This window comes from Candidatus Eremiobacteraceae bacterium, from assembly GCA_035314825.1.
Classification (GTDB): Bacteria; Vulcanimicrobiota; Vulcanimicrobiia; order Eremiobacterales; family Eremiobacteraceae; genus JAFAHD01.
Map to the genome: position 1 here is coordinate 12976 of DATFYX010000076.1, position 22081 is coordinate 35056.

Annotated in this window: 21 protein-coding genes and 1 riboswitch; of the genes, 8 read left to right on the top strand and 13 right to left on the bottom strand. The window is 65.6% G+C overall.

Translation table 11 applies throughout. The features are described 5' to 3' along the window. Positions 1-48: 48 nt before the first annotated feature. The 3 genes from VKF82_11240 to VKF82_11250 are packed head-to-tail and all read left to right on the top strand — an operon-like array spanning position 49 to position 4132. Positions 49-1500, top strand: a complete 1452-nt coding sequence (locus VKF82_11240) for an FAD-linked oxidase C-terminal domain-containing protein (GenBank protein ID HME82628.1) — start codon at positions 49-51, stop codon at positions 1498-1500. Between the two features lie 6 nt (positions 1501-1506). After that, positions 1507-2829: an FAD-binding oxidoreductase gene (locus VKF82_11245; protein ID HME82629.1), complete on the top strand. Its 1323-nt coding sequence runs from the start codon at positions 1507-1509 to the stop codon at positions 2827-2829. After that, entirely contained in the window at positions 2819-4132 is a 1314-nt protein-coding gene (locus tag VKF82_11250) for a (Fe-S)-binding protein (protein ID HME82630.1), read from the top strand. The genes VKF82_11245 and VKF82_11250 overlap by 11 nt, the downstream gene beginning before the upstream one ends. Before the next feature lie 20 nt (positions 4133-4152). Here VKF82_11250 and VKF82_11255 read toward each other — a convergent pair whose 3' ends face one another. Beyond that, positions 4153-4494, bottom strand: coding sequence for a carboxypeptidase-like regulatory domain-containing protein (locus VKF82_11255; GenBank protein HME82631.1), 342 nt, complete (start codon positions 4492-4494; stop codon positions 4153-4155). Between the two features lie 401 nt (positions 4495-4895). Here VKF82_11255 and VKF82_11260 point away from each other — a divergent pair, with 401 nt between their 5' ends. Beyond that, positions 4896-7331: a diguanylate cyclase gene (locus tag VKF82_11260; protein ID HME82632.1), complete on the top strand. Its 2436-nt coding sequence runs from the start codon at positions 4896-4898 to the stop codon at positions 7329-7331. A 26-nt stretch (positions 7332-7357) separates the two neighbouring features. Further along, entirely contained in the window at positions 7358-7990 is a 633-nt protein-coding gene (locus VKF82_11265; GenBank protein HME82633.1) for a MarC family protein, read from the top strand. Here VKF82_11265 and VKF82_11270 read toward each other — a convergent pair whose 3' ends face one another. The 6 genes from VKF82_11270 to VKF82_11295 form a co-directional block, all read right to left on the bottom strand. Further along, a complete protein-coding gene (locus VKF82_11270) occupies positions 7991-9178 on the bottom strand; it encodes a cation:proton antiporter (protein ID HME82634.1) in 1188 nt (395 codons plus the stop codon). It abuts the gene before it with no gap. A 27-nt stretch (positions 9179-9205) separates the two neighbouring features. Beyond that, a riboswitch (Fluoride riboswitch) is annotated at positions 9206-9284 on the bottom strand. Between the two features lie 2 nt (positions 9285-9286). Then, a complete protein-coding gene (locus VKF82_11275) occupies positions 9287-9868 on the bottom strand; it encodes a hypothetical protein (protein ID HME82635.1) in 582 nt (193 codons plus the stop codon). Positions 9869-10242: 374 nt separating this feature from the next. Then, positions 10243-11007 carry a CoA-transferase gene (locus VKF82_11280; GenBank protein ID HME82636.1) on the bottom strand — a complete coding sequence of 255 codons (765 nt, stop codon included), beginning with the start codon at positions 11005-11007 and terminating at the stop codon, positions 10243-10245. After that, on the bottom strand, positions 11004-11903 hold the full coding sequence (locus VKF82_11285; protein HME82637.1) for a CoA-transferase: 900 nt from the start codon (positions 11901-11903) through the stop codon (positions 11004-11006). The genes VKF82_11280 and VKF82_11285 overlap by 4 nt, the downstream gene beginning before the upstream one ends. A gap of 107 nt (positions 11904-12010) precedes the next feature. Continuing rightward, positions 12011-12841 (bottom strand): enoyl-CoA hydratase/isomerase family protein, encoded by an 831-nt coding sequence (locus VKF82_11290; GenBank protein ID HME82638.1) that lies wholly within the window; start codon positions 12839-12841, stop codon positions 12011-12013. A gap of 10 nt (positions 12842-12851) precedes the next feature. Continuing rightward, the gene (locus VKF82_11295) at positions 12852-13964 is read right to left on the bottom strand and encodes a Phenylacetic acid catabolic protein (protein ID HME82639.1); all 1113 of its coding nucleotides are present in this window, start codon (positions 13962-13964) and stop codon (positions 12852-12854) included. A 123-nt stretch (positions 13965-14087) separates the two neighbouring features. On the opposite strand from VKF82_11295, the gene VKF82_11300 reads away from it, so the two are divergent. Together VKF82_11300 and VKF82_11305 are read left to right on the top strand one after the other, a co-directional pair. Next, positions 14088-14939 (top strand): PaaX family transcriptional regulator C-terminal domain-containing protein, encoded by an 852-nt coding sequence (locus tag VKF82_11300; GenBank protein HME82640.1) that lies wholly within the window; start codon positions 14088-14090, stop codon positions 14937-14939. Next, positions 14929-15900 (top strand): MBL fold metallo-hydrolase, encoded by a 972-nt coding sequence (locus tag VKF82_11305; protein ID HME82641.1) that lies wholly within the window; start codon positions 14929-14931, stop codon positions 15898-15900. Before VKF82_11300 ends, VKF82_11305 begins: the two co-directional genes overlap by 11 nt. Here the strand turns inward: VKF82_11305 and VKF82_11310 are convergent. From VKF82_11310 to VKF82_11320, 3 genes are read right to left on the bottom strand one after another with little or no spacing between them, the layout of a single operon-like run. Further along, a complete protein-coding gene (locus VKF82_11310) occupies positions 15897-16307 on the bottom strand; it encodes a hypothetical protein (GenBank protein HME82642.1) in 411 nt (136 codons plus the stop codon). The genes VKF82_11305 and VKF82_11310 overlap by 4 nt on opposite strands. Beyond that, positions 16304-17179 carry a 3-hydroxyacyl-CoA dehydrogenase NAD-binding domain-containing protein gene (locus tag VKF82_11315; GenBank protein HME82643.1) on the bottom strand — a complete coding sequence of 292 codons (876 nt, stop codon included), beginning with the start codon at positions 17177-17179 and terminating at the stop codon, positions 16304-16306. Before VKF82_11315 ends, VKF82_11310 begins: the two co-directional genes overlap by 4 nt. Beyond that, positions 17176-17529 (bottom strand): hypothetical protein, encoded by a 354-nt coding sequence (locus VKF82_11320; GenBank protein ID HME82644.1) that lies wholly within the window; start codon positions 17527-17529, stop codon positions 17176-17178. Before VKF82_11320 ends, VKF82_11315 begins: the two co-directional genes overlap by 4 nt. A gap of 20 nt (positions 17530-17549) precedes the next feature. On the opposite strand from VKF82_11320, the gene VKF82_11325 reads away from it, so the two are divergent. Then, entirely contained in the window at positions 17550-17999 is a 450-nt protein-coding gene (locus tag VKF82_11325) for a GNAT family N-acetyltransferase (protein ID HME82645.1), read from the top strand. Here VKF82_11325 and VKF82_11330 read toward each other — a convergent pair. From VKF82_11330 to VKF82_11340, 3 genes are all read right to left on the bottom strand, one after another. After that, positions 17996-20383, bottom strand: a complete 2388-nt coding sequence (locus tag VKF82_11330; GenBank protein ID HME82646.1) for a penicillin acylase family protein — start codon at positions 20381-20383, stop codon at positions 17996-17998. The genes VKF82_11325 and VKF82_11330 overlap by 4 nt on opposite strands. Next, the gene (locus VKF82_11335) at positions 20364-20918 is read right to left on the bottom strand and encodes an NAD(P)/FAD-dependent oxidoreductase (GenBank protein ID HME82647.1); all 555 of its coding nucleotides are present in this window, start codon (positions 20916-20918) and stop codon (positions 20364-20366) included. Before VKF82_11335 ends, VKF82_11330 begins: the two co-directional genes overlap by 20 nt. A gap of 121 nt (positions 20919-21039) precedes the next feature. Continuing rightward, a partial coding sequence (locus VKF82_11340; protein HME82648.1) for a hypothetical protein occupies positions 21040-22081 on the bottom strand: 1042 nt, incomplete at its 5' end.

The following is a 22081-nucleotide window of genomic DNA, read 5'->3' on the forward strand; positions in this document are numbered from 1 at the left end:
CCTGCGGAGGTCGCAGGCGTCCGTGTGCGCGAAGTCTGAGCGTTGCTCATGGACGCTGCCTTCATCAAACGTCTGCAGGTCATCGTCGGCGCCGCGCACACGCTGTCGGCGTCCGCCGACCTGCGCAACTACCAGTACGACGGTTCTGTGGACCAGGCGCTGCCCGAGGTCGTCGTGCTGCCCGGCAGCGCGTCTGAAGTCGCGGCGGTGGTCGCGGCCTGCAACGAGCGCGGCTATCCGTTCTTAGCGCGCGGCGCCGGCACAGGGCTGTCCGGCGGCGCCGTGCCCGAATCGGGCGGCGTCGTCATCTCGACTGCCCGGCTGCACCGCATCCTCGAGGTGGACGTCGCGAACCGCCTTGCGCTCGTCGAGCCCGGCGTCGTCAACGCGGAGATCACCGCTGCGGTGAAGCAGCACGGTCTGTGCTTCATCCCCGATCCGTCCAGCCAAGCCGCGTGCACCATCGGCGGCAATATCGCCGAGAATTCCGGCGGTCTGCATTGCCTGGCGTATGGGGTCACCACGAACCACACGCTCGGCGTCGAAGTCGTCACGCCGGAAGGCGAACTCGTGTGGCTGGGCGGCCGCACGGTCGACATGCCCGGCTACGACCTGCTGGGGCTATTCGTCGGTTCTGAAGGCACGCTCGGCATCGCCACCAAGATCGTCGTCAAGCTGACGCCGATCCAGGAAGCGGCGCGCACGATGCTCGCGGTCTTCGATTCGGTCGAAGACGCTTCGCAGTCGGTTTCGGCGATCATCGCGGCTGGGATCATCCCCGGCGCGCTCGAGATGATGGATCGCACCTCGACGCAAGCGGTCGAGGCCTTCGCGCATGCGGGGTTCCCGACCGACGCCGAAGCGATTCTCATCGTCGAAGTGGATGGCATGGCCGTCGCGGTGGACGAGACCGCGGCGGACGTGCGCGACGTCTGCCGGCGCAATCACGCGCGCGAAGTGCGCTTGGCGCAGACGGCCGACGAGCGCGATCGCATCTGGAAGGGACGCAAGGGCGCATTCGGCGCGATGGGCCGGCTCAGCCGCAACTTCTACGTGCAGGACGGCGTGATTCCGCGCAGTCTGCTGCCGGAGATGCTGCGCGAGATCGCCGCTATCAGCGAAAGGCATGGCCTGCGCATCTGCAACGTCTTCCACGCCGGCGACGGCAACCTGCACCCGCTGATCTTGTTCGACGAGAGGAAACCTGGCGACGTCGAGCGGGCCGTCGTAGCGGGCGAGGAGATCTTGCGCGCGTGCATCGAGCGCGGCGGCAGCGTGTCGGGCGAGCACGGCGTCGGCACCGAAAAGCGCGACTGCATGGCGCTGCAGTTCTCGCCCAGCGACCTCGAGCTGATGTCGCGCATCAAGCTCGTGTTCGGCAACACCGGGCTCTGCAATCCGCAGAAGATATTTCCGACGTCGCGGCGCTGCGGCGAATCCTCGCGCCGGCTGCACCGCCTGGAGCCCGAGGTCGCAGCCGCGGCCGGGCCGGCGTTCTAGCACATCGTGCTCGCGTCGACGCCGTTCACCATCGCGCTGCGGGATGTGCTCGGCGAGCGTTTCCGCGTGCATCCGGACGATTGCGCGCGCAGCGCGGTCGGCGGCGTCGTGCCCAAACTCGTGCTTTCCCCGCGCACGTTGGACGAAGCGGCGCGCGCGGTGAAGATCATCGCCGGCGAGCACGCCTCGGTCGTGATCCGCGGCGCAGGTACCAAGTCGAATCGACCGCCGCGGCGCGCCGAGATCGATGCCGTGATCGACACCTCGGAATTGCGCGGCGTGCTCGAGCACAAGCCCGGCGACCTGACCGCGACCGTCGCCGCTGGAACGCCGCTGCAGGATCTGCAGTTCGCGCTGCGCCGCTACGGCCAGTTCTTCCCGAGCGACGCGCCCTTTGCCGCAAGCGCGAGCCTCGGAGGCACGCTGGCCGCCAACGCGAACGGCGCGCTCCGGCAGCGCTACGGCGCGCTGCGCGACAACGTGCTGGGCGTGCGGCTCGCGCTTTCGGACGGACTCGTCGCGTTCAGCGGCGCGAAAGTCGTCAAGAGCGTCGCGGGCTATGACACGCACAAAGCGTTCATCGGATCGCGCGGTACGCTGGGGCTCATCGGCGAGGTGACCATCAAGGTCGCGCCGCTGCCCGCCACCCAGCGCCTGCTGGTCGCGTCGTTTGCCGATTGCGCATCGGCGTGCGCGGCGGCGACCGCCATCGCCGGATCGCCGCTCTTCGTGATGGCGATGACGCTGCACGATGCAGGCGCCGCGGCACGCGTGCCCGCCTTGCGAGCCTCGGGCGCGCCGCCGTGGACGCTGGCCGTGCGCTGCGGCGGGTCGCGCGTCGCGACGGTCGCACAGTTCGACGGCGCCGCGGCGCTCTGCAAAGAAACGGGCAGCGACGCGCTGCGCGACATCCCGGCGGAGCTCGTCGAGCCGTTGTGGGCGGACATCGCCGAGCTGAGCGCAGGCGCGGCGTATGATCCCCAGTCCTACGTGATGGCTAAGTTCGTCGCGCCGCCCGCGCAGACGCACGCGCTGGTTGGCGCGGTGCGGACCGCGTGGCCCGAGGCGCAGATCAGCGCACACCCGTATGCGGGCGTGCTGCTGGCCCACATACCGGCTGCGTCGGCGTCTCCCCAGCCGGGTGCGTTGTGGCACGCGTGCGCCGACAATCAATGGACCGTCGAGTTTCTCTCGGCGCCGTACGCACGGGCGCAGGAGTTCATCGCGCCCTTGCCCGCCGGACTACCGATGAAGGTGCAACGGCGCCTCAAAGCGGCGCTCGACCCGGCAGGCACCTTCGACGCGGGCGGGTTCATCGGTGGCATCTGAGCCGCTGATCAGGCCGATCGGCTACGCCGGTCCCGAGCGCCCCGCCGACGACGACCTGAGCAAGTGCACGCGCTGCGGGCTGTGCGAACAGGCCTGTCCGACCTACCGCGAGCTGCGCGAGGAACCAGACTCCCCGCGGGGCCGTGTCTTCCTTATGAAGCAGGTGGCCGACGGCGTCGCCGACATCGACGAGGACCTCGCCGAGCACCTCTACCTGTGCCTGGGCTGCCGCGCGTGCGAGACCGCGTGCCCATCAGGCGTGCCCTACGGGCGCCTGCTCGAATACGCGCGCTTCCAGATCGAGCAGCGCGGCGAGCTGACGCCGGAGCGGCGCGGCTGGCGCCGCTTCCGCCGCCTCGCGTTCGAGCAGCTGCTGCCGAATGAGGGCCTCTTCAAACTCGCCATGGCGCCGGCACAGCTCTTGCAGCGCATCCCGTGGCTGGCGACGTTCGCGGCCGCCATCGCGCCCGGGCGCACGCGCAAGCTGCTCGACATGATCCCTCGCAACGGCGCCGCCACCCATGGAGCGCTGCCCGAGATCATCCCGGCCGAAGGCGAGCGGCGAGCGCGCATCGGCTTGTTCACCGGCTGCGTCATGGGGTCGTTGTTCGGACACGTGCACGAATCGCTGGCGCGCGTCCTGCGGCACAACGGCTGCGACGTCGTCGTGGCGCGCGGCCAGTGGTGTTGCGGCGCGCTCAACGTGCACGCCGGCGAGCGCGAACACGCCAAAGCGATGGCCAAGCGCAACATCGACGTATTCGAGCGCGCTCAGGTAGATGTCATCGTGCTCGATTCGGCGGGCTGCGGCGCGATCATGAAAGAGTATGGCGAACTGCTGCGCGATGATCCGCAGTATGCGGAGCGCGGCGCGGCATTTGCGCTCAAGGTCAAGGACGCGAGCGAGCTGCTCTTCGATCTGGGCGTGCGCACGGATTTCGGCACGCTGCGCAAGCGCATCACGTATCAAGATGCGTGTCATCTCGCGCACGGACAGGGCGTGCGCAGCCAGCCACGCTCTCTGCTCGCGCAGATCCCCGGGGTCGACTACGTCGAGCTTGCCAACGCCGATCGCTGCTGCGGCGCGGCCGGCGTCTACAGCCTGACGCAGCCCGAGATGTCGGCGAAGATCCTTGAAGAGAAGCTCGACGCGATCGAGGACGCCAACGCGGATTACCTGGTGACGGGCAACCCGGGCTGCCATATGCAGATCCAGGCCGGCATGCTCGAGCGCGGCATGCGCACCAAGGTCAAACATCTGGCGGAGGTGCTCGACGAAGCCTACGCCCTCAAGACCCCGTAGCGGTCGAATTTATTCGACCGTCAGCTGAGGCTCAGGCTGACGTTCTGAATGGTCGTCGTGTCCGGGGCGATCATGGCGCTGCCGTTGACGGTCTGATACCCGGGCGCAGAAACGGTGTAGACGATGGACCCCGCTGGGATACCGGTGATCTGATAGAAGCCGGTCTGGTCGGTCCCGCCGGTGTGGTACGAGTTGTCGGTCGGCGTCACCGAGATCTGCGCGCCGGCGACCGGCCCGCTGGGCCCGGTCACGACCCCTTGAAGTGTCCCGGGTTTGGTGGTGGTGGTCGGAGTCGCCTTAATGACGTTACAGCCTGTGGCCAGGGCCAATACAATGACGATAAGTCCAATAGAGCGGAACACAGCGGCTCCGGATTCGGTCAGCCCTCGGAGGCCCCCTTGGGCTCGCTCGGCCGCTCGGTAAGAAATGTCACAAAACGTCGTTGCGCCGAGTCACATAGAGAACCCCGGTTTACCGGAACAGGACGTGAGCGATTAAGAATCTGCCGCAGCCAGGGAAAGGCGTTCCCTCGGCGTGGAGGCCGGCCACTCCGCCGGCGACGACGGGCTTCAACCCGCTGCTCCGCTCCGAATCGGCAACGCTCCCCTGGGAGTCGTCCTTTTACGCGCAGCTGCTCTCGCTTGCCGCAGGGCACCCGGAAGAACAGTTCTTCAGCCACGTCCACACCGCGCTGCGCTCGTACATCGACACGCCGATCCTCGTCGCCGCCACCGCCGATCCGACAGCGCGCGACGGATTCCGCATCCGCTATCAACGCAATCTCGACGACCGCAATTCGCTGCCGGTGATCGAGCGCGGCTTCATCGCGCAAGCGATGCGCGCGGGCCGCGCGCTGCAGTTCGGCCGTCCGGCCAATGCGCCGCAGACGCTGGCAAGCCGCGGCAACATGCTGACCAATATCGGCTCGGTCATCATCGCGCCGATCCGCAATGACGGGCGCAACCTCGGCTACATCGCGACGCGCAATCCGCGCGACGGCGTCTTCGGCGAGAAAGAGCTCGAATTCGTAGCGGCGGCAGCCGACGTCGGCGCGCTCGTCGTGCGCAACAAGAACGCCGCCGAAGAAGCGCGCGCGCGCAGCCAAGAGCTGCGTCTCATGCTCGAGACGGCGCGGGCCTTGGCGTCGGAACGCGATCTGCGCCGTCTGTTCCACCGCTTGCACCGGTTGCTGGGCGGCGTGCTCGATGCGTCTACGTTCTGGGTCGCGCTTGGTTCGTGGGAACAGGGCCTGATGACGATCCCCTATTGCGTCGACCACTACCGCGTGCTCGACGTCGTCGATCCGATGCCGCTGCAGGGTTCGCTGTGCGGCCAGGTGTTCCGCGAAGGCGTGCCGTTGCTCATGCGGACCCCCGAGGATTGGAAGCCGTATCCGGTCATCATGCACGGCGACGCGAGCAGCGAGGACGTCGTCTCAGCGCTCGTCGTGCCGATGAGCATCGGCGCGCGCACGATCGGCGTGATCTCCGTGCAGAGCTCGCGCCCGCACGCCTACACCGAACGCGATCGCGACCTGGTGGTCGCCGTCGCCGAACAGGCGGCCATCGCGGTCGAGAACTCCCAGGCGGTCGTGCAGGCCGACCAGCGCGCGCGCGAACTGAAGATGCTCTCTGAAGTCTCGCGGGCGCTTGCCGCGCAGCTCAGCTTGAACACCCTGTACCAGACCGTATGCGAAGAGGTCCGGCGCGTCATCGAGGCGCCCGGCTTCTTCGTCGCGCTGCGCACTGAGGACGGCAACGCCCTGCACATGGAATATTTCATCGAGGGCAACAACGTCATGGAGGTCGGCGATACGCCGATGAAGAGCTCGATCGCCGAGCGCGTCATGGCGTCCAATCGCACTTTGGTGTTCCAGACCCTCGAAGAGATCGATAACCAGCCGCACGGCGTCATCGGTACCGATAACGTCAGCAACGTTCGCTCGCTGGCCATGGCCCCGCTGCGCCTCGGCAACAAGTGCATCGGCGTGATGTCCGCCCAGGCCTATCGCGAGAACGCGTACGACGACTCGAGCGTGCGCCTGCTCACCGCTATCGCCGAACAGCTCGCGGTGGCCGTCCAAAACGCGCAGCTGTACGACCAGGCCGAGTCGCGCGCCGACCGCGATCCGCTCACCGGCGTGTTCCATCACCGCTATCTGAAGACGCGGCTCGAGGAAGAGCTGCGCCGATCGCGCACCAACGGCCAGGCGGTCGCGGTCGTGATGATGGACCTCGACAACTTCAAGAATGTCAACGACACCTACGGCCACCTCGTGGGCGACGACGCGCTCAAGATGGTCACCGGCGTGCTCATGGGAGCGGTACGCTCCACCGACGTCGTCGGCCGCTACGGCGGCGACGAATTCATGGTCGTGCTGCCCGAGACCACGCGCGAGCAGACCGAAAGCATCATCAACCGCGTCACGGCCGAGCTCGAAGAGCGCGACCTGCGGCTCGCGGACGGTTCCGCCATCCCGGTGAAGTGCTCGATCGGCTATGCGCTCTTCCCGCTCGACGCCGACTCGCCCGCGGACCTCATCGCCAAAGCCGACGCGGCGCTGTACCAGAGCAAGCGCATGGGCCGGCCTGCGACGCGCCTGCAGCGCGTCGGTACCACCCAGCTGCGCTTGGAAGGCGATTTCGGACCGGTCTCCGAGCTGCTCGCGGCTCTGCTCGCGCGCGATCGCTCGACGCGCAGCCATCTCGAGCATGTCAACCGCGTGGCGCGCGAGTTCGGCAACGTTCTGGCGCTTGAAAAGGCTGATATGGACTCGCTGCTGCGTGCATCGGTGCTCCATGACGTCGGCAAGATCGCGTTGCCTGCGCCGCTGCTGGCCAAGCCGGGCCGCCTCGCGCCCGAAGAATACGAGTTGGTCAAGCGCCACGTCACCATCGGCGCGATGCTCATCGAGAACATCCCCGGCTTCGCCGACGCCGCCAAGGCGGTCAAGTATCACCACGAGCGCTTCGACGGCAAGGGTTATCCAGAGGGCCTCAAGGGCGAGCACATCCCGCTGCTGGCGCGCATCGTCTCGCTGATCGACGCCTACTCGGCGATGGTCATCGACCGGCCGTACCACAAGCGCATCGAGTACGAGCAGGCCGTGCGCGAGCTGCGCGCGCGGGCCGGCACGCAATTCGACCCCAAACTGGTCGAGAAGTTCGTCTCGCTCGTCGAATCGGGTGGAGGCCGCTAGCCAGCTCTACCGCGAACGAAGCGCGCGTGGAGATCCATTTCGCCATCACCGCGTTTGCCACTGCGCTGACCATCATCGATCCGGTCGGCATGGTGCCGTTGTCGCTGTCGGTCACCGCCTCGGCGCCGCCGGACGCGCGCCGCAAGATGATCGACCGCGCCGTCATCGTGGCCGCGGCGGTCATCTATTTCATGGCGCTGGTGGGGCGCTACGTGCTCACCTATCTGAACATCACGCTGCCGGCCTTCTCCATCGCGGGCGGCATCTTGCTGCTGCTGATCTCGATCGACATGTTGTTCGCGCGCCCGTCAGGCGCGCGCGCCAAGCCCGAAGAGGAGCGCGAGGCGATCGAGCGCGAGAATGCGGCCGTGTTCCCGCTGGCCATCCCGATGATCGCGGGCCCGGGTACGATCGCGACCGTCTTGCTGCTGGTGAGCTTGAGCCGCGGCGACCCGGCGCGCACGACGATCGTCTACGCAGCCTATGCTCTCGCGCTCTTGCTGACCTGGCTGTGCATGCGCGGGGCGACGCTGGTGCTCAAGTGGATCGGCCGGACCGGCGTCGGCGTGCTCACGCGGCTGCTCGGCATCATCCTCTCGGCGCTGGCGATCCAGTTCATCATCAACGGGCTCTCGCAGACGCCGCTCTTCCGCCACTAGCTAGACCTCGATCTCCTCGAGGCCGCCCGACTCGGCCTCCAGTACCTCTTGGGTCGGCGGGAAGTGGATCTGCGCGATCAGCGTAGGGACGATCGCCGTGGCGATGACGACCGTGACCAGGGCGCTGTATTGCAGCTGATCGATGTAGTGGTGGCTCAGGCCGTAGAGCGCTGAGATCGTGCCGAAGGTCAGCCCGGTCGCCATCATGAGCGTCAAATACGTGGCGTCGGTGGCGGAGTAACGGAAGCCGCGCGCCACGGGCCAGACGCCGAGGATCTTCGCCACGACTTTCACGGCGAATAGGGCTAGCACCGTCTTGAACGCTGCAAGTACCTGGACGAGCGACACAAGTGTACCGGCTTTGATGAAGTAGAACGGCGTCAACAGACTCATTGTCGTAGTACGCAAGCGGCGGGCGAACTCGATGTGCGACAGCAAGAAGCCGGCCGAGGCGAAGCCCAACACGTAGGCGGGCAACACGCCTTCGCTCTTGGCAAGCGTCGCCAGACCGGCAAGCGTCAGGATGATGGCGAACAGCAGCCGCGTACCGGGTTCGCTGACGCGGTCGCCCATTTTCACGAAAGCCGCTGGGAGGTACTTGGGTACGAGCAGCACGGCCACGACGGACACACCGATGAACAGCGCCAGCCAGGCGTCATAGTTGGCGAACAGCAGCGCCAGGGCGAGCACCGTCCCTAAGTCGGTGATGAAACACGCGGCCAGGATGAGCTGGCCGAATTCCTTACCGGCCAGGCCTGATTCGAGCATCACGGCGTAGACCACGGCCACCGAGGTCGTGGACATGGCGACGCCGGCGACTTTGGCCGCGTCCGCAGACCAGTGGCCGACGAACAGCGCATAAGCTAACGCGCCTAGAAACGGCAGAGCGAACGACACGGTGCCGATGAGGACGGCGGGCCGCCACTGGCGGCGAAGCACGTCGGGATTGATCTCGGCGCCGGCGAGATAGGTGAGCATGATGCTGCCGAAGCCCGCAACGAAGTCGATCCAGCTGTTGGTTGTCAGCGCGATGAGATTGCCGGCGAGAATCCCGAGCACAATCTCGACGAGCGCGGCAGAGATCTTCAGGCGTATGGAGATGAACGCGCCGGCGAAAGCGAGCGTCATCCACGCGGCGGCGACGAGCCAGGTATTGCTGAGGATGGACGAATTGAAAAGCAGATGCACGACGGCCTCCTGAGCTTGTGCTCACGCGATTGCTCAGGAGTCATCGGCCTTGAAGGCGGTTCGGGCTTATAAGAGCTCGCGGGCGGACTCCACCGCCGCAGCACTAGACTACTCTGGAAGAGACCGCCCGACCTTCGCGGCGGCGCGAAGCCGGCGCTTCGCTAGAGCCAGGCGCGCAGCGCCGTCAGGCGCGCTTGCGTCCAAATCGTCAAGCGCACGCTCGAGGCTATTCCAGGAAACGCGACGCGCATGAGCCTGAACGGCGCGCTCCGCGACCTCCAACGACTGAGAGTCCGCCCAGTGCAGAAACGCAGCGATCCGGTCGGCAATCGCATCTTCGAAATGCAGCACGCGCACCGTGCCGAAGCGGGTGGGCAAAGTCGTGAAATCCTTGATCGCTCGCTGATCCACGAATGGTGTGTCCGCGACGAGGTCGAGCGAGTACGCGACCTCGGGATGGACGAAATCTCGACCGGATGCGCGGAACCCTATTTTGGCGACTGCGTCGCCGAACTCGCGTCGGCTCGCTCCGTTGATCGCTGCGAAGTCAATATCGTGGGACGTGTAGACGTCCGGCACGTATGCCGTGACGGCACTCCCGCCCACAACGGCCGCTTTGATGCCGGCCGCCTCGAGCTCTTTGCTGGCCAGCGCAGCGATCTCGATGAGGGACGCGTCTTTGAGATTCATCGAGGGGTCTTGCCCATAGCGCGCGGTCGGCGGCTTGTCCGCCCCCAGAGCTCCCGATAGAGAGGCCGCTCGCTGAGCTTCAGGAGCAGCATCGCCATCTCCGAGCTCTCCGGGTAGCGTCGATTGAGATCCACGAGGCGCACCCTTCCAACGCGGCGTGTGGTGACCAGACCGGCTCGCTCGAGCGATCGGAGCGCGCGCTGGATCTCGATGGGGCGTTTCTTCAATACGCCCGCGAGTTCAGACGCGTACGTGGTCCCAAGTCGAGCGACCGCGATCAGTACGTCACTCCGCAAGCGGGAACCGAAAATGCCATCCATGGACTAACTATAACATAAATGTAGCTCTGTAGCTACACTTCTGTAGCAGTTTGATTAAGCGGTCCAGAAGCGCTTCGGGTCGATCTCGCGGATGATGCGCAGCTCTTCTTCCGTCGGCTCGGGCGTCGTCTTGAGCACCGGCGTGACCATGAGCGGCCAGCCGGTATTCGCTTTGACGTCCTCGGCTTTGACGCCGGGATGCACCGTATCGAGGTACGCTTCGCCGGATTCGAACCCGAAACGCAGCACGCCCATCGTGGTGATGATCGCCGATGGTCCGCCGCGCGGCAACCCTTCGTCGGCGCGCCAGTGCGCGCCGTCCCCGTTGCCCGGTGACGTGACGTAGCTGACGCGCTCTACGAGCCGGCGGTCATTGTGCTCGATGATCACGACGAAACGTCGCGCCAGCGAAGCGATGTCGGCGGCACCGCCGCTGCCAGGCAGCTTTACCTCGGGAGCGTATGGATCGCCGATGTACGACGTGTTGATATTGCCGTACCTATCGACTTCCGCGCCGCCCAGAAAGCCCAGATCCACTTCGCCTTTCTGCATGAGCCCCATGACGGTCGTCATGCGACAGCACATCTGCGCGCCCTCGATGTTCGGCGGATCGCCCATCGTATAGAGCAGTTCGGCCGACGGCGTGTCGCGCACGATGCCATTCTCGAAGAAGCCGACCGCGTCCGGAGCATGCAGGCGTTTGGCCAGCGCAAACGCGATGAGCGGCAGGCGCATGCCGACGAAGACCACCTCGCCATCCTTGATCTCACGCGACGCGGCGACGACCATGAGCTCGGCCGGCGTATACGCAGGTTTCATGTCGCGCTGAAGTTGGCCGGCGCGGCCAAATTCTCGTGTTTGACGGCAAGCGCGCGCCAGCGCTCGGCTCCAAGCAGCTTCAAGTAAACGGCACGCGATCCGATGCCGGCGATCCAGCGCTGGCGCCATTGCTCGAACCCTTCGGCGGTCTTGGTCTGCGCGTGGTATTCGTGATAGAAATCGGTATCGCGGCCGTAATAGCCTTGGACGGGTGACGGATGCGCGCCGCCCGGCTCGTGCACGACCGCGGTCACGCGGTGCGGTGGGACGAGTACGCGGTTGGGGTCGCTCTTGATAACGCCGACCGGCACGATCTCTTCGGCGACGACGATGACCTTGGCAGCCGCAAGCCCCGCCTCTTCGCTCACGCCGAGATTGCCCCAGCAGTGATTGCCGCCGGTCTCGTCGGCCCGCTGGACCTGCAGCACAGCCACGTCTGGCACGATCGCGGGCACGAGCAGCACGGGCTCGCCATCGAGCGGCGACTGTGCGGGGCGCAACGTCGCGTTGGTTTTGAGGATGTCCGAACCCAGCAGCGTGCGCGCGGGGATGAACGGCACGCCGAGCGCCCCGGCGAGCAAACTGAGCGCGATCGTGAAGTTGGAGTGATCTTCGATCGTGATCTTGTGCGGCACGCCGTCTTCGGCCGCGCGCCGGTAATTGTAGCCCAGGCCGGCGCTGACGTTGCCCGCCCACGCCGCGACGACGGTGCGCACGCAGCCGGCACCGATGAGCTGGTCGAAGAGGATGTCGGAGATCGGGCCGATGACGGTGAGGTCGCGCCTCTTCTGGCGGATGATCTCGTGGCCCGCCGAGAACGGGATAAGCGCCTCAAGCGCCAACCCGAGGGCGACCGAGGAGCCGTCGGGCACGTGCTGCGCGATGGCCTCGCGCATGGTCGTGAGCTTCGATTTCACGCCTTACCGCCACTAACGGAGTAGCGCGTCTTTTCGAAACGCGCTACTTCGTCAAGACCTGCGCGTTCGCGAACGCGCCACTGCGATTACGAGTTGGTGAATTTGGCCATGCGTTTCTCGACGTACGCGTTGAGGCCTTCCTTGGCGTCGCTGCTTTGGAACAGCAGCTGTTGCAGCTCGCGTTCGATCGAGAGCGCCTCGGAGAACGGCACTTCGCCGCCCGACACCACCGAGCGCTTGATGTTGCCGACCGCCTTGGCCGCTTTGTTCGGCGTCGTGAACTGCTTGGCGTAGGTGATGACGTCTTTGAAGAACGCCGCGCCGTCGCCCTCGTAGATCTCGGTGACGAGACCCAGCTCCTGCGCTTCTTCGAACGAGAAGGTGCGGCCGGTGACCATCAGCTCGAGCGCTTTTGTGCGGCCGACCACGCGCGTGAGCCGCTGCGTGCCGCCCGTGCCCGGCAGCACGCCCAGCGCCACTTCGGGCAACCCGATCTTGCCGGCGTTCTTGCGCGCGAGGCGCATGTCGCAGGCCAGCGCGATCTCAAGACCGCCGCCGACGGTGTGGCCGTTGAGCGCCGCGATGACGAGCTTGGGGGTCTGCTCGAGCCGCGTCAGCGTCTCGTTGGCGTGCAGGCAGAAATAGTACTTGAACGTCGGGTCGACTTTCTGCAGCATGCCGATGTTCGCGCCGGCGCAGAAGAACTTCTCACCGGCGCCGGTCAGCACGATGACCTGCACCGCATTGTCGAAACGCGCCTGCAAGATGGCGTCGTCGAGCTGGCGCATCATCTCGTGCGTGTATGTGTTCGCGGGCGGGTCGTCGAAGGTGATGACGGCGATATGGTCACCCTCTTTACGGTAGGTGACCAGCGTCTTGCCGTTGGCCTTGGTCTCGCTCTCGATCTTGGTGGCCACGATGTTCTCCTTACGCCGCTTTGGGCGCGACCCAATCTGATTGCTTGAAGATCTCTGCCAGCACTTTTTCGTCGTCCTCGTTCGGCAGCACTTCTTTGAGATGCTCTTCGTATTGGTCCCGGTCGAGCAACCGCCCGTCGACCGCGTATGTCTTGCCGGCGAACTCGCCGATCTGCCGATTGAAGCGGATGTCCGCTACGTACAGCTTCTCGTCGCCGGGGATGGCGGCGTTGACCTGATCGACGAGCTTGGCGCACTCCTCGTAGTACTGGCGGCGCGCGTAATCGTTGAGCAGGTCTTTGTCGGCTTCAACGTCCTCTTTGTCTTCCTCAGGCCGGCCCTTGATGCCCCAGATGTACGCCCACACGGCGCTCGAGGAGTGATCGTTGCCGAACAGATCCAGCGAGCCGGACAGCCACTTGTTGTGGTACTTCTGCTGGATGCTGACCGGCACGACGCCCGCTTTGGCCACACGCTTGAGGCCCGTAAGACCGGTGCCCAGATGGAACGACTCCTCGCGCAGCATCGGCCCCATGCTCATCGACAAGGGGCGGAAGCCTGAGTGCGAGAGCATCTGCAGCTGGAACTTGCCGTCGCGATCCATGTAGTTCTGATACGCGAACAGGTCGAGCCAGTGCTTGACCGGAGTGTTGAATGCGTTAAGCAGGCGCGTCCCCTGGTCCGCGCGCCGCTCGAGCATCTTCTCCGCCTCGATGCGCCCATCGTTACCGAAATGGTTGACCAGCAGGTGGCACATCTGATAACCGTGGCGCGTCTCTTCGATGAACACGCGGCAGATCGAGTACATGTCGTATTCGGACGGCGCGGTCGCGAGCAGCTTGCGCTGCTGCTCGTTGGAAGCGAACTCGGTGTCGCCCTGGTAGATGATCATGGTCAGCACCGCATCGCGCATGCGCTGGTCTGGGATCTCCATGACCTTCTCCCACTTGCGCTGGCCGGCGAACTCGCCGAACTCGATCTCGTCGCTGTGCGGATCGGCATACTTGGCTTCGAGCGTGTAGCCGCCGAGCACGCGGTTGAAGACCTCGGGGTCGACGTCGAGGTCCTTTTGCCAGTGGTGGAACACCTCCACCCAATCGTCAAACGTCTTGATGCGCGCCATTTTACTCTACCCCTGGAGCGGTCGAATTTATTCGACCGTTATGCTATAATTCTCACGGTCGGTCAAAATTTGCCACAATCGACGTAAGGATTCAACGCCCTGCCGCCACGCACCCCTCGCACGTTGGGATCGTTCCCCGGCATCGCACCGCTGCGCCCGCGCTCGATGCTCTTCACGTTATATGGCGACTACGCATACCCGCGCCGCGTCGACCTGTGGCTCGGCAGCCTCGTCGCGCTGGGCGCGCGCTTCGGCATCTCTGAGATGGCGGTCCGCTCGGCGGTCGCGCGTCTGGCGCGGGACGGATGGCTCGCAGCGCAGCGCGAGGGCAACCGCTCGTATTACGCGCTCACGAAACGCGGACGGGATCTCATCGAGGAAGGCACGCGGCGCATCTACCAGCCGCGCCGCGGCGCGTGGAACGGCCGCTGGTGTCTGCTGACCTATGCCATCCCGGAGACCAAACGCGCACACCGCGACCGGCTGCGCAAGCAGCTCGCGTGGTTGGGCTTCGGCGCACTCGGCGGTGGGACGTACATGAGCCCGCGCGACGTGCACGCACAGGCTGCGGCGCTCGTCGAGGAACACGGCGTCGCCCGGTTTACGCGCATCTTCAGCGCGCAATTCGAAGGACCGGTGGCGGTCGCGGATCTGGTGCGGCGTTGCTGGCAGCTCGAATCCATCGCTCGCCACTACGCCGCGTTCGTCAAACATTACGAGCCGCTCTACGCGCGAGATGCCGCGTTGCGACGCAAGCGCGCGCTGTCCGATGACGATGCGTTCGTGCACCGTTTCGCGCTGACGCACGACTTCCGGCGTTTCCCGTTCATCGACCCGGATCTACCGGCGGAGCTGCTGCCCCGCGACTGGCCAGGCACGCGCGCGCGCGCGCTGTTTGCGAGCTATCACGCGCTGCTGACCGACGGCGCGCTCTCATATTTCAAGTCGACCGCCGAGCGCAACCGTGCCGCCTGAACAGCTGGCGCCCGATCTGTGGCGCATCAGAGTGCCCCTGCCGTTCCGCTTGCGCGAAGTCAACCTGTATCTGCTGCGCGGCGAGCACGGATATACGCTTATCGACGCGGGTATCGACACCGCTGATGCGCGTGCGGCCTTCGACGCCGCTCTCGCCGAGCTGCGCGTGCCCGACACAGCGATCGAGCGCGTCTACGTCACGCACATGCATCCCGACCACATCGGCATGTCGGGCCGGCGCGCAGCCGCGGGATCGCGCATCTTTCTGCTAGGTCAGGAAGAACGGCGCGCGCGCTTCGTTTGGGGAACCGAGCCGCTGAGCGATTGGATAACGTATTCGCGCGAACACGGCGCAGGCGGTGAGATCGCCGAGGGGATCGTCACCGCGGTCAACGGGCTGCGCCGGGCGGTCACGTTGCCGGAGCGCTTCGAACACTTGTCGGACGGCGACGTCGTCGAGGCGGGCAAGCGGCGTCTGCGCGTCGTGTGGACGCCAGGCCACAGCGACTTCCATTACGTGCTGGTCGACGATGACGCGCGCGTCGTCTTCTGCGGCGACCAGCTCCTGCCGACGATCACGCCTAACATCGGGCTATATCCGGAATGCCGCCCCAATCCGTTGGAAGACTTCTTATGGTCGCTCGGGCGCTTCGAACGAGAATCCGCGTACGCGGTGTTGCCGGGCCACGGTGAGAGCTACGCGACGTTGCCGGAGCGCATCGGCCAATTCCGCAAACACCATGACGAGCGTTTGGCCGGCGTCCGATCGCAGGTGGCCGCGAGCGACGGCGCCGGCGTCACGGCGTTCGAAGTGGTGCGCCACTTCTGGGGCGACAAGCTCTCGACGCATGAGATACGTTTCGCGCTGGTCGAGGTAGTGGCGCACCTAGAATATCTCCGCCTCGGCGGCGGACTCGCGCGCACCGACGATTCCGGCGTCTACCGATACCGGGTCGCCTAACCCGTTTCGGTCGTCGAGCTCGAGCGCATGGCGCTGCGCAGCCACGTGTTGAGCAGCGCGGCCAGGCCCAGCGCGCACGCGATGACCGCGATCGTCGTCAACCACTCCGCTCCCTGACCGGGCAACTGATTGACGCCCTCAAGCGCGAACCCGATAGCGACCAACCAGAAACCCACCCGCTGATCGGTGGGGCCGAGCGTGGCGAAACCGGCGCAGATGACTGCCAGCAGCCCGAGCACGCTCAGGCCGCCCGACAGCAGGCTCAAACCACTCACGAATCCGACCGCTGCGCAGATGCCGCCGATCCACGCGATTGCTCCGCCGACCTCTGCATCCCCGTATCGACGCACGAGCACGCCGATGAGCCAGAGCAACGCGCCGATACCGGCGCTGAGCCAGAAGATCACGTTGAAGTATTCGATGACGCGCCCTCCTTGGGATACTCGTAGACGCCGCGGCCGACCTTGCGGCCCAAGCGGCCTGCCTTGACGTACTTGACCAGCAGCGGGCACGGCCGGAACTTCTCGCCGAGCGACTCGTGCAAGTACTCGAGGACTTTGAGCCGCGTGTCCAAGCCGACGAGGTCGATCATCTCGAACGGCCCCATCGGATGGTTGAGACCAAGTTTGAGCGCCTTGTCGATGTCGCGCGCCGACGCCACGCCCTCCTGCAGCATGTAGAACGCCTCGTTGCCGATCATCGCGTTGATGCGGCTCGTCGCAAACCCGGGCGCCTCGTTGATGAGCACCGTCTCTTTGCCAGACCGTGCCGCCACTTCGAGCGCGACCTCGACCGCGCGCTGCGAAGTCTCCAGGCCGCGCACGATCTCGACCAGTTTCATGATATGAGCCGGGTTGAAATAATGCATGCCGACCACGCGCGATGGATCCGTGACCGCCGCGGCGATCTCGGTGATGGACAGCGCCGAGGTATTCGTCGCGAAGATCGTGTCGGCCGGACATGCGTCTTGAAGCTCGCGCAGCACGGTGTGTTTGAGGCCCAGATCCTCGGGCACTGCCTCGATCACCAGCTGCGCATTTGCGGCCGCAGCGCTGTCGGTGGAGGGTGAGATGCGAGATTGCGCGTCGCGCGCTTCTTGCGCCGTGAGCTTGCCGCGTTCGACGCCTGCCCGTAGGTTCGCATCGATCGTGGCCATCCCACGGGTCAGCCCCTCGCGCGCCGCATCGACGAGCGCGACCGAAAAGCCGGCCAGCGCCAAACTGTGGGCGATGCCGTTGCCCATCGTGCCTGCGCCGATCACCGCGACGCGTTCGATCATTTGGACGGCTTGCGCCGGCCGCGCACGCGCGCTGCGCGGAGCGACTCGATGCCCGCGGCGTATTCTCGCGCCGCGCCGAACGCGGCGGTCAGGCGCGACCACGCGTCGTGGCGGCGGGCGACAGCGCTGGCGCCGGTACGCACGTAGGCTTGCGCGACCCGCACCTGCGCGATCGCGGTGCGCCAGACCCGGCCGGGGTCGCCCGGTCGGGCTTGCACGCCCAAGCGGTCGATGACGGGCGGCGCGACGATGCGCGGATGCGCGGATGAGATCTCAAGGCGCGCAAGCGTGTATTCCGCCACCGCTTGGTTGTAGCCGGCGACCATCACGCGAAGGCGCAAGCGCATCATGAGGGTAAACCCTGTGCGATATGCGCATGCGCCGGGCGAACGACGAGGACGCGGCCGCGATCCATCAGGTGCTCGAGCGCAGCGGTGGGGATGCGGCGCTTGCACCGGTCGAGGCGACGCTGGGCGACGTCGAATCGTTCTTGCGCGCCGACAACGCCGGCGCGTTCATCGCCGAGTTGGACGACCGCGATGCCGGTGCCGCGCTGTTCAGCCGCCAAGGCGATGTCATGTGGCTTTTCCATATCGCCGTTCTGCCGCACGCGCGCGCGAAGGGGATCGGCAAAGCGCTGGTCGGCGCGGTCGAAGCCGGCGCACGGGGAGCCGGCGCGAGCGCGGTATTCGTCCAGATCCCAAAACACGTCGAGGCCCGCTCCTTCTTCGAAGCGCTGGGCTATCACGTGGACATCGAAGAAGACGACGTGGTCGCCGGAGAACCCATCACGCTGGTGGATTTGGTCAAACTGGTCTAGCGCCCTGTGCTGGGCGTCAGGACGAGCGTATGCTGGGTAGCCGCGACGACAGCCGCCTGGGTGAACGGGACCGGCGCCCAACCGACGTGCGTGTAGTCGTCGAGCTGGTCGTCGTAGTGGGGATCGCTGTATACGCCGGATTCGCCGAGCGTCAAGAGCATCGATGACTGGTCGAAATCCGACAGATCCACCACCAGGCGCTGCGAGGGTCCGTGATCCGGTTTGGCCGCGTATGGGGCGAAGCCGCTGCCGGGCTGCGGCACCGGCGGTAAGCTCAAGAACCCGAGAAACCATTTCACCGAGAGCGGATGGCGATAGATCGCCGCGTTGCGCACCCCCCACGGCTGCAGCGCGGCGAGATCACGAGCTGCGCCGGATCCACCGCGGCTCGCCGCCTCCCGGGCAGCATTCACGATCGCGGCCTCGACGCTGGCACGCGTGATGCCGAGCTTGCTCAAGCGAGTATCGCCATCCAAGGCGCGCAACAGCGGCACGATCTTCCAATAGTGCTTGTCGTACTGCGCGAACAGCACGGAGCCGAGGCGCGGCTCGAGCAGATCGCGCGCGAGCCAAGCCTCTTCGAGCACGATGAACGTAGGGACTCGCGACGGCACGTCCATCATGCCGTTCCACGTCCTGAGCTGGCCCGCGAGCGCGATAGTATCGGGATCGGTCGAGCTCGCGAGTAGGCGCGCGGTCGCCTGCGCAAGCCGCCAATGCGGGTAATCGAAGATGTCGGCTTGCACGGCGCCGACGAGTTGCGGCGTCGCGTCACGCATCGGCGCGAGGTCATGTGTGATGCGATCGGCGCGGAAGGGCGGCTCGAAGTAGGTCGAGAGCTGCGGCCGGTACGATGGCGCGACCAGCTCATTGTTCGCGGTGACGATGAAGCCGACACGTGGATCGAGCGCGTGGGGCAGCTTGTCGAACGGCACGTCGCCGATCCATGCATAGCGGTCGTCTTGACCTTCGACCGGGACCGAGCCGTCGCCGCGGGCGCGCAGCGGCACCATGCCAGCGGCTTGATACCCGATGTGACCGGCTGTATCCGCGTATCCGAAATTGAGCACCGGGCCCTCGAGCTGCGCGAGCGCCGCGCGGAATTGCTGATAGTTCGCTGCCGTGTCGATGTCGAGCAGCGAACGCGCCGTGCCTTTGGCGCGCAGGATCGTCCACGCCAGCGCCAACCCGCGCGTCCCGTCGCGCTGGATCACCGGACCGTGGCGGGTCACCAACACGTCGAGCACGACATCGGGCTGGCCCTTGACCCCGATGCGTTCGATGCGATGCTGCGCCTCGAGCCATTTGCCGTTGGCGAGATACTCGTCCGAGGTCGCCGAGCGGAAGCGCTCGATATACAGGTCCTCGACGGCCTCTTCGGCGCTGGTGACGCCGAACGCGATGCGCTCGTTGTGCCCGAGGATGATTCCAGGCAGCCCGGGCAGCGTGAAGCCGCCGACGTGCAGAGCGCCTCCGCGCACCTCGACCGTCCACCACGTGCTCGGCAGCGTTCGCCCGAGGTGCGTGTCGTTCGAAAGCACCGGCTTGCGCGTGGACGTGCGCGCACCCGAGACCATCCAATTGTTGGATCCCGTGCCGCGCTCGTGCCCGGTGGGATCCTGGCCCAGCGCAAGATCATATGGAGCGGTCGAGTTTACTCGACCGTCAGCAGCGTATGGAGCGGTCGAGTTTACTCTACCGTCATAGCCCGGGATATGATGCTCAAGCTTTGGGATCTGCATGTCGACCAGCGCGTCCGCGGTCTGCACGCCGAACTTGTCTACCAGCGCTGCCTTGACGTCGATGTAATACCATTGATCGTCGAGCCGCTGCGCCATCAGCTTCGCGATGGCGTAGGTGTCGAGCGGCGTCCATGGTTCCCAGCCATACCCCAACAGCTTGAACTCGATCGGCAGCGGATGGGAAGCCGCAGCCGCATTGACCCCAGACGCATACGCTTCAAACGCGGCCCGCGTGGGCGCGTCGAGCGCGTCCACGTCGACTTGCGCGGCATGGGTAAGTCCAAGCGTGCGCATGTAGCGGTCCACGTCGAGCGCGCCGGGGCCGGCGAATTCGGACAACCGGCCTTCTGCCTGACGGCGCAGCGTGTCCATCTGCCAGAGCCGATCCTGTGCGCAGGCAAACCCCTCGGCGAACAACGCATCGTCAACCGTCTGAGCTTCGATATGGGCGATGCCGCGGTCGTCGCGCCGGATCGACACCGGCGCGCTCAAGCCGGTGACGGTGACCGTGCCGTCAAGCCTCGGCAACGGGGCGCGTATGAACCATGCTGCCAGCCCGAGGGCGAGCAGCAACACGCTGAAGAGAACCACCAGCGCCGTGCGCCAGAGGTTCGTGCTCGCGTCACGTGTCGTGATCGACATAATATCCGCCGCGCATACGTTGGATGATCGCGATCGCAACTTTGGCGCCGTCGCCCGCCGAAATGCTCGCTTGGCTCGGAAGGCCGGTGATGCGGCCGGCCGCATAGAGCCGATCTACCGCGGTCCGACCCTCTGAATCGACGCTGACAAATTTGTTGCCGAAGCCCCCTAGCTCTAAGCCTAGCGCATGCGCGATGTCGGTGCGCTTGTTGGATGCCAGAATCGCGTAGTCGGCCTCATACGCCCCCGCGCCGGTTCGAACAGAAAACGATGCGCCGGCGTTGGCGACCGCCTCCACGTCTTCATCGAACAGCTCGGCGCCGAAACGGGTGGCCTGGCGTCGGCCGAGTTCGATGAGCTCTGGGCCCGGGATACCATCGGGAAAGCCGAGATAGTTGTGCACGCGCGAGACGCGGTAGAGGCTCGATTCGTGCTGATCGAAGACCGCGACCGAAATGCCGGCGCGCGCGAGGAAGAGAGCCGCAGAAAGACCGGCCACGCCGCCGCCGACGATCGCGACCTGAAACCGTTTCACGTGCCCGGCGGCTTCGTTGAGCCGCGCTGCCAACCCGCTCGCGTGGACCTATGCGGCCTTTTGCCGGAGAAAAAAGGAAGCCGCCGTGACTGCGACGGCGGCTTCTTGAGTTGCGACCGACCTACGGTCCGAACGAGACGGCTGTGGGCTGCCCTGTGCCCGGGATACTAAATATCGGGACGCTACTTACGCCGAGCGGCTGCGCGAATATCGATACGTTCCCCAAAGCCCCATCGATTTGGTAGGGGACGTAAAGGTCCCCGTTGGCCCCGAAGCTCGGCTGATAGGTTTGACCCGACAAGCCTCCGCTGACGATCGGCGGCGAAATCGCAAATGCTGGCATGATGCCCGTCGCATATGGAGGGTTGTAGACATCGAGCTTACCGCTGACGAACTCGGCGACCACCAAACGGTCTTTCGTATCGACCGCGATCCCTTCCGGTTCGCCCGGCACCGTGATCGCAGCGATCGCCGTCGCCGTCGCCGTGAATGGGGGTTGGAAGACAAACACCTGGTCCGAGAACTGATTCGCCACGAACATGCGTCCAAGTGGGTCGAAGATGATTCCGGAATTGCCACCGAGAGCCGGGGTAGTGGCGTGCATGGACAGCGCCGGCACTGCGACGCCGGTTGTAAACGGCGGCGTGAACTCATATATAAACGAGTTGCCGGAGCTCGAAACCCAAATGTTGCCGCTCGCGTCAAGTGCGAGCGAGAAAGCGTTGGCGAAGCCGGGCTCCGGGCCTATGACGGTCGCCGGCTGACTCGTGGCGGTCACCGGCGGCGCATAGATATAGATCGAAGAGCTTAGGTCGTCGATCACGTAGAAATTACCTTGATGATCGAAAGCCGATCCAGAAGGGAAGCCCGCAAGGCCATTGGCAGCGCCAAGAGTGATCGCGGCCACGGACGACTGGCTGAGCGGTTGGTTGTAGACGCTTACGCTGAATGTGCCGAGACTGCCAAAGCTCGAATCGCTGACAAACATCCGCGCCGCCGGCGGCGGCGGAAGCTGGATAACAGGGTTCTTGGAGCACCCGGCGAGGGCGGCTGCCGAAAGGGCAAACAACAATACCCGAGTCGTGAATGATCGCACAGATGCACTCCTTATCGTAACGCGAACTCGATATCGCGGCTCAGCGCACAGTTTTCCACCGGCCGCC